This window comes from Nitratireductor aquibiodomus NL21 = JCM 21793 (assembly GCF_000615975.1).
Lineage (GTDB): Bacteria > Pseudomonadota > Alphaproteobacteria > Rhizobiales > Rhizobiaceae > Nitratireductor > Nitratireductor aquibiodomus.
This window is the reverse complement of record NZ_BAMP01000126.1, coordinates 1-9,806: the sequence shown is the minus strand read 5'-3', so window position 1 is coordinate 9,806 and position 9,806 is coordinate 1. Positions and strand designations below refer to the sequence as shown.

Below are 9,806 nucleotides of genomic sequence, written 5' to 3'. Positions count from 1 at the left end.
AAGGCTGATCGGCCCAATCGAGGGTAACAGCGTAGATTATATAGAAACCCCAAAATATCCCGGCTGTTACCCTCGATTGGGTGAAATTGGCATGGGGCGTCCTCAAAGTTTCAAATTAAAATCAAAGCAAGCATGAGGGAAGCTCATCTTCACGCAGTGAAGGGATCGAGTTCGCCTCCCTCGATATTGCGCCGCCGGCCTGACGATGAATTTCTGAAGCACCCGGCGCAACGTTTCATGAAGTGACAACGCGGGATGCAGCACAAAGGGCCTGCATCCCGCACGAATGTCCCCTTGGAACCGCGTTTCATACGGTGCGCTGCGCCTACGGCAGATACGCTTCCCCGCCGACCTCGATGATCTCTTCCTCGCTGAGGGATCGATGCCAGTGCGAGTAGAATGTCTGCCGGTGGCGGGGTAACTGGACCTCTGTCCGCAGCATGCGGTGTATTTCCCGAAACGCCTTGTGCTCGCATCCGCCCCAGAAGAACGCCTGTTCGAGGTCTTTCGGCCACTCGACCGACCGGATCGCGCGCGGCAGCAATGAGGCTGTCCCAGCCGGGGCTCCGTTTCGGTGAAGCCAACGCAGGTCCATATTCGGCGGGCGCGTCAGGGATTGTTCCTCATCGGCGTTGTCGATTTCGATAAAGGCGATGCCATCAGCATCCGCGTCCAGATGCTCCAGAATGCGGGCAATCCCCGGCAGACCGGTCTCGTCCCCCGCCAGAACGTAGAAACCGGCGGGTTTCGGGCCATTGGCCGCGGGCCCCAGAACGCCGACGATATCTCCCGGAGCCGCCTCCATTGCCCATCGCGTGGCGGGTCCGGGGTTTGGGTGCAGGGCGAAATCGATCTCGATCTCGCCGGTCGCGGAATCGATACCTCTGATCGTGTAAACCCGCGTTGAGAGCTTCCGCCCTTTCGGCCAAATCACATGGCCTCGGTCGTCAAGCCTTGGCCACTCCGGTGAAACGGTGCCCTTGGGCTGAAAGATCAATCTGCAATGAAGCTGGTCCGCACGATCATAGCGGGCGAGGTTTTCGCCGCGAAAGGTGATGCGCCGCATTCGCGGTGTCAGTTGCGCCACGGCGGTCACCTGCAGAATGCGAAGGTCTTCCGGTTCGGAAGGGCCCGTATCATCGCCCGACCAGTCAATCCTTGGGTTTTCACTGGCGGCAATGAAGGTGATCGGCCCGACAAGCGCGTGCTTGAGGCGGTTGAGCGCATCGCGGTCTGTCGTCTCCACGGTGAGCCTCAATTGACCGGGCCCCGGCTCAAGCACGGCGGAGCCGAACGGAGCGGCAATCAGAAAGCGCGAACCTTCCTGTTCGATCTCCATGTCATGCGTGTCGATCGAGGAGACGATAGGGTCGAGAAAATCCGCGATCCGGGGAAAATCGACGATGGATGACGCTCGAAAAACGCGCGCCTCGCGCTCGCGTGCCAATGCCATCAAGCCTCCTGCAACGAGACCCAGAGAGGGCCTTCGATCGGTGTTGAGAGAAACCGCGCATTGATCTCGGCAAGCGTGGCGGCGGGATCGATCTCGGCGCACAGGTCCGGGTGCAGCCATTTGGCGGCAAGCTCGATGAAGAGGATGTTCAGCGGCGGAACGGATATCAATCCTGTCCATATGCCGTGAACCCGGCCATCGCGGACGCTGGGCAAAAGGTCGAAGCCGGTTCGCCGGATAATCCTCTCCAGGCCCTCACGGCCTTTCACCGGGTCGAGGCCGGGGCCTATGGCCGGGCGAATGTCCGATGCCCACCCGCCTCCGGAGGCGATGTAAACCGCATGCGGGGTGGAGAGAAGATGCTCCAGTTGCAGTTTTTGAAACCATGGTTCCGTAACGCCGGGCAGGTTTTTTCCTCCGGCATGTTCAAGCAGTGAGCCCCACACCTTGTTGCCCGCGGCCCAGCAGCAGTCTTCCGCCGTGGACTGGATCTCCAGATATGTGGTGACAGTGGGAGCTCCCGCCACGCAGCGCTGAACGCGCTGCATGTGTGTTTCGAAGAAACCGGCATAGTCACGCACCCTGTCGGCAACGCCGAGCACCGCGCCCCACATCTGCATGTGCCCGATGATGTTCGCGACCGGATCGTCATCCAGCGTTTCGCCAGCGACCGTGTTGCTGGACGTATCGCTGAAAATGACCGGTATTCCAAAGCTCTCCAGCCGCGTGACAAGCAGATCGTCACTGCCATGCGGTGCCATGTAGAAATTCGCCACCACCAGATCGGGAGACAGGCTCGCCAGGCCTTCGATCGAAATCGTGTCAGGCGATTGCTTGCCCACGAGCGCAATGTCGCGCCCTTGGGTGAAACGCTCCTGAAGAAGTTTGCTGTCGATCCGGTCCGTTGCCGCCCAGCCGACCACGAGAGCGGCAGGGTCCGGATGCAGCAAGGCCATGCTGACGATATCCCGTGCTTCCAGCAACACGATGCGCTTGGGCGGGGCCGGCAGACGCACGGTCCGCCCAGCCATGTCGGTCACAAGGATCGCTTCATCCGCGCGTGCCGCCTTCGCGGCAAGAACGCCACCGACCAGCGATCCGCAGAAGCTGCGCCTGTTGAGCCTCATCGCTCTCACCACTTGTATCGCAATCCGGCCTGCACCTGGCGTCCATTGCCAAACTGGCAATAGATGTTGGAACTGCAACTGGAGTAATACTCCTTGTCGAAAAGATTGGTGACGTTGAGCGTGCCTTCCAGTCCTTTCAACGCATGGTTCTTCGCCCCGAAATCGTAGCGAAGCGCCAGATCGACAAGCGCATATCCATCGGCCTTGATGGTGTTGGCGTCGTCGGCATAGCTTGACCCGACAAAGCGCAGTCCGCCACCGACGGAGAGGCCGTCCAGTGTCCCATTCCCGAACGCATAGTTCGCCCAGATCGAGCCGAAGTAATCCGGAACGGCCTGTGGCCGCTTGCCGATGTTGGCGTGCACGCCCGATTCCGAAACCCTGGTGTCAAGAAGGGTCAGCGCTGCAATCAGTTCCAGATTGCTGGTGAGGTTCCCACGCGCCTCGAATTCGATTCCGCGTGAGTGAATCTCGCCCTCTTGCACATTGAAGCCGGGAATGCTGCCCGGCGTGAGCACGTTCTTCTGGCGAATGTCGAAGGCGGAGACCGTGAACAGCGCATCGAAACCGGCTGGCTGGTACTTCAGGCCGATTTCATACTGTTGCGCGCTGGTTGGCTCGAACGGGTTGCCGCTGGCGTCCACGCCAATCGTGGGCTCGAACGAGGTGGAGTAACTGGCATAGGGCGCAAGGCCGTTCTCGAACTGGTAGAGAAGCCCCGCGCGGTAGCTCGTCTCACCGCTCGATTGCTCGCTCGATGTCGTGGCGAGCCGGTTTTCCGATACCTGTCTGGTCCAGTCATGGCGCACGCCGACGACCGCCCGAAAGCCCCCGAAACTCATTTGATCCTGCACGTAGATGCCCGTCTGCCGCAGTTTCTGATGGCTGTCGATAAAGGTCATGAGAGGGCCGATGGGCTGACCGTATTGCGGGTTCGTCACGTTCAGGGCGGGAGCCGCGCCAAACCGGTATTGCCAGTCGCTGCCTGTGCTTTGGTAATCGATACCGGCCAGAACGACGTGCTCCAGCGCACCCGTTGAAAAGTTGAATTCCGCCTGATTGTCGAAGGAGAGGCCACCGGCATCCTCAATGGAGCGCAGCGCATGGCGCGGAATTTCTCCTGCCGCGTTGATCGGCCCGGACATCTGAAGCGAGCGGAAGTCGATAGCGACATGAGAGTAGCGCAGGTTCGACCTCACGGTCACGAGGTCGTTGAACCGGTGCTCGAACTGATATCCGATTCCATACTGTTCCCTTTCGAAGGCATCGAAACCGGGATCGCCGATGTTCAGATCGCGCCCAAGGTGGGAGCGATACCCCTCAGGCGCGAGGAATGTCGGGTAAAGCGAATTGAAATAGCCGCCCTCCGGGTCTTTCTGGAAATAGCCTGAAATCGTCAGAGACGTGTCCGCATCCGGTTGCCAGGTCAGGGACGGCGCAACGCCAAAGCGTTTTTCATCGACATCGTCATAGCGTGTTCCGGCAACACGGCCCACGGCGCTGATGCCATATTGCCACGTTCCATCCGATGACAGCGCCCCTCGTGACGACAGCCCGCTCTGCATGCGGCTGTGCGTTCCACCCTGAAACCATACTTCATTGTAGGGCTCGGCCGATGGCGCGCGGCTGATCTGATTCACCAGACCGCCGGGGCTCGTCTGGCCGTACAGAAGCGCGGATGGCCCCTTGAGGACTTCGATGCGATCGAGAAGAAACGGATCGATTGATGTCTGGGCGAAGGCCTGCCCGCGGGGCAGTTTCAGACCGTCCAGAAAGCTCACATAGTTTGTTGCCGTACCGAAGGCGCCGAAGCCGCGCAGAAACACCGAATCGTAGCGGGTATTCGAGTCGCGATCCGAAAGGACCCCGGACGTATAGCGAAGCGCCTCGCTGACGGTTTGCGGGTTCTGCTCGTCGATCTGCCTCCGTGTGACGCTCGATGTAGCCTGCGGCGTTTCCAGCGCCGTGGTGCCGGTCTTCGTGGCTGAAGTCGATTGTTTCAGAAACATCCGGTCCGAGGTGTCGGAAACGGTTCCCGCACCTTCAACGACGATCCTTTCGAGTGGAGTGGCCGCTTGCTGTGCGAAAACACCGCCTGTCCCGATGACAAGGACGCTAACCGACGAGAGAAGACGAAATGAAACACGCGATGACATATTACCCCCGATAGAGCCTGTCTGTTGAGCAGTTGGGTGGACGAGACTCCTGCCGGGTGACGTCTGCCTGGAAAACGTTTAAGGGAATATCCAAACGGGACGGACCTGTCCAGTTTATTTGAGCGCGTTTGTCGTCTTTGAACGACTTGCGCCGGGCGTGAAAAAACGACAGGTGATGCCGGTGCATCCGTGTTTGCGTGTTCTGGTTGGAGCGGAAATGGAGAAGGCATGACTGAAGACAGGAAGCTGCATCGCAGGCCGGCTGGAGGCCGCCCCCCGAAACAAAGGGCAGAAGAGGCCGGCACGCGGATTCTGGAGACGGCCACGCATCTGTTCGCGTCTCGTGGGTTTGCAGGCACCTCCGTCGAGCAGGTCGCCAGCGCCTGCGGTGCAGGGAAAGACACGATCTATCGCCGTTTCCCTTCAAAGGTGGCGCTGTTCGAGGCTGTGGTCGAGCATGTGCGTGACCGTGCATTGGACAGGCTGAACGGGCTTGCACCCGTCGATGGCGATGCCTTGAAACAGTTGAAGGCACTGCTGCGCGCCTATCTTTCAATAAACATGGAGCCGGATCTCGTCGCCTTGAAGCGGATCGCTTTCAGCGAGGCGGTCGTGTTTGCAAAAAGCAGCGCAGCTTCTTCAGGCTCCGACCCCTTCATGGAGCGTCTTGTGGAAGCGGTAAGAGCTGCGCAATCCGATGGATTCCTGCGCACCGGCGATGCGCCGTCCATGGCGTCTCATCTCATCCATAGCCTTGTATCCCTCCCGACGACAAACGCGATGCTGGGCGGTTCCGACTACGATTCGCCAGAAGCCCTGGATGCCCACTTCGCGGTAATCTGGCTCTGGATGACGGAGGGCGTCATCGCTCGTTGAGTTCTGCCATATCGAGCCCGTTGGCGAGGAGATCCGGAAAGATTTGAAGAAAAATCAAAATCCGTAAAAGTTGTATATGGGTGTGAGGATAAGAATAACTAAGGCTTCAAAATTTTATCAATCCAATAAAAAAACTCAAGTTTTGCCTAATCGAGTGTAGCGGAATTGATTATATAGAACCCTAGAATATCCCGGCTGTTACCATCAATTGGTGAAATTGGGATCGGACGTCTTCAAAATATCGAATTCAAAATCAAAGCAAGCATGGGCGAAGCTCATCTTCACGCAGTGAAGGGAATCGTAATTGCCACATATCTCAATCTAATTGCCTCTCCCTTTCGTGGTGATCAGCGTAATCAGGACGACCATGGCCGACGCCGACAATGCGTGCGCCTGCCCAAGCTGCCAGACGCCAAGCAACCGCGATGTGGTCGCATCGAGCCGCGCGTGGTCAAGAAAGAGCATCTGGCCGGCTGCGGCTGTGCGCTCTGCGAGGTCGGCAAGAAAGGCCCGCCTTCACCGCGCAAGAAATGGATGATCGGCCACTGTTAAGGCCGTTGCGCGCTTCTCGGCCGCGAGAGCCTTTTGCAGTCAGGTGGAATCACCTGACATCCGCATAAATGCGAGAAAACAAAGAGATAGAGCGGGACAGCGTTTCTGTGAAACGATGAACCCGCTCTTTAAGGACAAACCGCGAAACGCTTTTTCCTCATCGCTTTCAGATTGTTTCGAACAGCTCGTTTTGCACAAACAGCGTCGGCACACCGCCCGTGTGCAGAAAGCACATCCCTTCGGCCTGCTCGATGCTCCCATCCATGGCCATGTCCATGAAGGCGGCAAAGGGTTTGGCCGTATAAGTGTGCTCAAGAAGAATTCCTTCTGTCCGGGCAAGGGTCAGGATAGCGTTCTCACCGACAGTTGTGGGCAGCGCGTAGCCGGGCCCCAGATAGTCCATATGATAATGGACCCGCCCATCGTCGAGCTTCACGTCGGGCTTGCCCGTGTAATGTTGCAGCTCACCGAAAATTCGCGCGATCCGCGCCGCCAGATCTGCCTGGCCATATTCGACGCTCACCAGATGCACGTCGAACGGGTTGCCCAGAAGCGCGTTGCCAAAGATGAAGCCGGCCTCTGTCGGTCCCATGGAGCCCGGCAGGATCACATGCCGGATCGGGTAGCCGGAAGCCTCGCTCTGCGAAAGGAGCTCCGCCGCGGCCACCGCATATCCGAGCGCGCCGACAACGGCGCTGCCGACGATGTAGGGCCGGCGCCCGGCGCTGCGCAGTTCCTGCGCGATTTCCTCGATGCGCACCGCGCGCGTGTCTTCGCACATCGCGCCGACAAACCGCACCTCGGCGCCGAACACGCGGTTGAGAAAGGAGCTTCGACGCGTCTGATCTGTTTCAGCATCGTTGTGAACGATCAGGCAATCGAGCCCTGCAATGGCCGCTGCCGCCGCCGTCAGCCGACACTGGTTGGAAACGGGTGCGCCGGCGACCAGCAGCACATCGGCATTTTCCTCCAGCGCAGCTCCCAGCCAGAATTCCAGGCTGCGCAGCTTGTTGCCGCCGAGCGCGATCGGCATGTGGTCGTCGCGCTTGATGAAGAGACCGGAGCGGCCCAGTCGCTTTTCAAGCCGTGCGAGAGGCGCAAGAGGGGTTGGCTGTTCGAGCAACCGGTAACGTGCCTGCGGGAATTGAATCATTGTCAGTGGTTTCCGTCCCGCCGGCTTCGCACATCACGCAGGCTGGCATCCGTGGCCGCCGCATCCTGCGGGTTTCTGATGCGTTCGATGTAATTGTAGATGGTGAATTTCGACACGTTCATGCGCGCGGCGATCAGGTCGACCGCGCCCTTCACCAAGAACACGTTCTTCTCTTCCAGCTCGCGAATGATGTTCATGCGGTAGGTCCGGCTGTCCTGTGTGCGCAGCGCCTCGTTCCGTCCGAGCGCTTCGTCCACCACGGCATCGACCATCCCGATCACGTCTTCATTGTGTGTGTTGCCGAACTGGGGCTGCTGTGTTGCCGGCGCATCGAAATTGCAGAAGGTCTGGAGCATGTCGATGCTGTGCATGAGGCTTTCGATGCACAGGTCGATGCGCATACAGGCGATGGTCTCATCGTCTGCGCCGCGCAGGATCGTGATCGATGAACTGAGCCTGCGGCCGTCGGGCGTTGTCGCGGTGAACTGCAAGCGGCCGCTTGGCCGGTTGTCGGCTTCCTGAAAGCGCGTGAACAGCTTTTCGGAAAGCTGGGAGCCGATGCTGGCCTCCATCACGGTGCCGGAATAAGCGACAAGGCGAGGGCGCTTTTCGCGCATGTCGTATAGCGAAACCTGGCAGTTGGCGCCGAACTGGGCCACAAGCGTTTCCATCAGCGCTGCGTAGGGGCGCAGGATAGGGTCCAGTGGTGTATCCTGTGTCATGCTCTCACATTCTGTTTGTCAGGCGGAATAGTGCCGTCGGTTGTGGACGAGGAACGCTGCTTGCCCATGCGTGGCTTGCCGGCGTTCTTTTCTAGCCAGTCGACAAGCTTGAGCACCGGGAAACAGTAGCAGAAGTAGATCAGGCAACGATGCCGTAGATGAACAGGATGTCGCTCGGAAAACGCAGGATGGAGATCTCGCCCTGCCGGGTCAGTTCGCTGATGCCCACTACCGAGACGATGGATGTTGCCTTGATGAGGTTCACATAGACGCCGCCGAGCGAGGGCAGGATCAGCATGATCGATTGCGGCAGGATGATGTGGCGCAGCGTCTGGCCACGGCGCATGCCGATGGCGAAGGCGCCTTCCCACTGTCCACGCGGTATCGCGCGGATCGCGCCGCTGACGATCTCCGTGACATAGCTGGATGTGTAGATCGCGAGGCTGACCAGAGCTGCGGTCAGCGAATCCCACATCAAAAGCGCAAAGCCGGTGTTGGGAAGCACGAAGTACACCACATAGAGCTGCACGAGAAACGGCGTGCCGCGCAGCAGATGCAGATAGCCGCCGATCAGCGGTGTGAGGTAGGGCACGCGCTGCCCGCGGACCAGCCCGAGAACGAACCCGATGGCCGAACCGCCAATGATGCCGGCCAGCGATATGCCGAGCGTCTGCCAGAACCCGTTCAGGAGTGCGGGCAGGACGGCATGAAAAACGTCGATATAATGTTGCATCATGCTGCTGCCTTGTTCCAGGCCGGTCCTGCCAGCTTGCGCTCCACATAGCGTGAGGCGACCAGCAGCAGCAGGTAAATGGCGAAGTAGATGACGGCGACGGAGAGAAAGCCCTCGTTTGGCTTGATGCGCTCGCTGTTCAAAAGCATGCCGGCGGCCACCAGATCGAACACGGTGATGAGTGAGAGCAGCGATGTATCCTTCACCAGGATGGCGGTTTGCCCGAGCAGCGAAGGCAGGATGTTGGCAAAGGCCTGCGGCAGGACGATATGTTGCGCGCGCTGGCGAAACGTCATGCCGACGGCAAGTCCGCCCTCGATCTGTCCCTTCGCGACCGACTGAATGCCGGAGCGGATGATCTCGGCCATATAGGGCGCGGTGTGCAGGGTCAGCGCGAGAATGCCGATCCACAGTTCGGGCCAGCGCGCGGTTGCCGGCACGAGATGCGGCAGGGCGAAATAGACGATGTAGATTTGCAGCAGAAGCGGGGTCGAGCGGATCGCCTGTATATACACTTCGGCGGGGATGGAAATCAGCCGGCTTGGTGAAAGGCGCATTCCGGCCAGCGCCGTTCCCAGTGCGAGCGAAAGCACCAGACTCGCGCTCGCCGCCAGAAGCGTGTTTGTGATGCCCCGCGCGAACTCATCAGCATAGAGCGCGACGATGCGGTAATTGTAGACGCCAACAATCCAGTCGGCGACCGGCTCAAGAAATGTCATGGTGCAACCCGGTCCGCGAGACGTTTGGGAACGTCATTGGAGGCTCAGGGTCGGGCGGCGTTCTGCCAGAATGCCGCCCGGCCTCAATGCGCTATTTGTGGTCAGCTTCCCAGTCGCGGGAGTTCCACCAGTATTCGACGAGACGGTCGAGCTTGCCATTGGCCGAGACCAGCTCGAAGTAATTGTCCATCCAGAATTTCAGATGGCTGTTCTCCGCGCGGGTGGCGAATGCAAGCGGCTCGCGGGTGATGATGCCGTCGAGGATCATCAGATTGTCGTATCCGCCGACATAGGTCTGCGCGTTGCCGAGGTCGG

General features: G+C 59.4%; 9 protein-coding genes and 1 pseudogene. 1 reads left to right on the top strand and 9 read right to left on the bottom strand.

Annotated elements, in window-relative coordinates; translation table 11 throughout:
* Positions 1 to 325: 325 nt before the first annotated feature.
* From JCM21793_RS21535 to JCM21793_RS21525, 3 genes are read right to left on the bottom strand one after another with little or no spacing between them, the layout of a single operon-like run.
* Positions 326 to 1,453: a siderophore-interacting protein gene (locus JCM21793_RS21535; RefSeq protein ID WP_025031681.1), complete on the bottom strand. Its 1,128-nt coding sequence runs from the start codon at positions 1,451 to 1,453 to the stop codon at positions 326 to 328.
* Positions 1,453 to 2,580 carry an ABC transporter substrate-binding protein gene (locus JCM21793_RS21530; RefSeq protein ID WP_025031680.1) on the bottom strand — a complete coding sequence of 376 codons (1,128 nt, stop codon included), beginning with the start codon at positions 2,578 to 2,580 and terminating at the stop codon, positions 1,453 to 1,455. The genes JCM21793_RS21535 and JCM21793_RS21530 overlap by 1 nt, the downstream gene beginning before the upstream one ends.
* Positions 2,581 to 2,585: 5 nt before the next feature.
* Positions 2,586 to 4,736: a TonB-dependent siderophore receptor gene (locus JCM21793_RS21525; protein WP_025031679.1), complete on the bottom strand. Its 2,151-nt coding sequence runs from the start codon at positions 4,734 to 4,736 to the stop codon at positions 2,586 to 2,588.
* Between the two features lie 228 nt (positions 4,737 to 4,964).
* Here JCM21793_RS21525 and JCM21793_RS21520 point away from each other — a divergent pair, with 228 nt between their 5' ends.
* Positions 4,965 to 5,612, top strand: coding sequence for a TetR/AcrR family transcriptional regulator (locus JCM21793_RS21520; protein WP_025031678.1), 648 nt, complete (start codon positions 4,965 to 4,967; stop codon positions 5,610 to 5,612).
* Positions 5,613 to 5,933: 321 nt separating this feature from the next.
* Here the strand turns inward: JCM21793_RS21520 and JCM21793_RS29380 are convergent, their stop codons facing one another.
* From JCM21793_RS29380 to JCM21793_RS29565, 6 genes and pseudogenes are all read right to left on the bottom strand, one after another.
* On the bottom strand, positions 5,934 to 6,077 hold the full coding sequence (locus tag JCM21793_RS29380; protein ID WP_155983510.1) for a hypothetical protein: 144 nt from the start codon (positions 6,075 to 6,077) through the stop codon (positions 5,934 to 5,936).
* Positions 6,078 to 6,330: 253 nt separating this feature from the next.
* Positions 6,331 to 7,317, bottom strand: coding sequence for a pyridoxal-phosphate dependent enzyme (locus JCM21793_RS21510; RefSeq protein WP_025031677.1), 987 nt, complete (start codon positions 7,315 to 7,317; stop codon positions 6,331 to 6,333).
* Between the two features lie 2 nt (positions 7,318 to 7,319).
* A complete protein-coding gene (locus JCM21793_RS21505) occupies positions 7,320 to 8,039 on the bottom strand; it encodes a helix-turn-helix domain-containing protein (protein ID WP_025031676.1) in 720 nt (239 codons plus the stop codon).
* 139 nt (positions 8,040 to 8,178) lie between these two features.
* A complete protein-coding gene (locus JCM21793_RS27625; protein ID WP_244439942.1) occupies positions 8,179 to 8,775 on the bottom strand; it encodes an amino acid ABC transporter permease in 597 nt (198 codons plus the stop codon).
* Entirely contained in the window at positions 8,772 to 9,491 is a 720-nt protein-coding gene (locus JCM21793_RS21495; RefSeq protein ID WP_051556259.1) for an amino acid ABC transporter permease, read from the bottom strand. The genes JCM21793_RS27625 and JCM21793_RS21495 overlap by 4 nt, the downstream gene beginning before the upstream one ends.
* Positions 9,492 to 9,582: 91 nt before the next feature.
* A pseudogene (locus tag JCM21793_RS29565) lies at positions 9,583 to 9,806 on the bottom strand (ABC transporter substrate-binding protein); the annotation flags it as partial.

Coding starts and splice junctions, on each gene's coding strand:
- JCM21793_RS21535 (WP_025031681.1), bottom strand. CDS start 1,453: ATGGCATTGGCACGCGAGCGCGAGGCGCGCGTTTTTCGAGCGTCATCC.
- JCM21793_RS21530 (WP_025031680.1), bottom strand. CDS start 2,580: ATGAGGCTCAACAGGCGCAGCTTCTGCGGATCGCTGGTCGGTGGCGTT.
- JCM21793_RS21525 (WP_025031679.1), bottom strand. CDS start 4,736: ATGTCATCGCGTGTTTCATTTCGTCTTCTCTCGTCGGTTAGCGTCCTT.
- JCM21793_RS21520 (WP_025031678.1), top strand. CDS start 4,965: ATGACTGAAGACAGGAAGCTGCATCGCAGGCCGGCTGGAGGCCGCCCC.
- JCM21793_RS29380 (WP_155983510.1), bottom strand. CDS start 6,077: ATGCTCTTTCTTGACCACGCGCGGCTCGATGCGACCACATCGCGGTTG.
- JCM21793_RS21510 (WP_025031677.1), bottom strand. CDS start 7,317: ATGATTCAATTCCCGCAGGCACGTTACCGGTTGCTCGAACAGCCAACC.
- JCM21793_RS21505 (WP_025031676.1), bottom strand. CDS start 8,039: ATGACACAGGATACACCACTGGACCCTATCCTGCGCCCCTACGCAGCG.
- JCM21793_RS27625 (WP_244439942.1), bottom strand. CDS start 8,775: ATGATGCAACATTATATCGACGTTTTTCATGCCGTCCTGCCCGCACTC.
- JCM21793_RS21495 (WP_051556259.1), bottom strand. CDS start 9,491: ATGACATTTCTTGAGCCGGTCGCCGACTGGATTGTTGGCGTCTACAAT.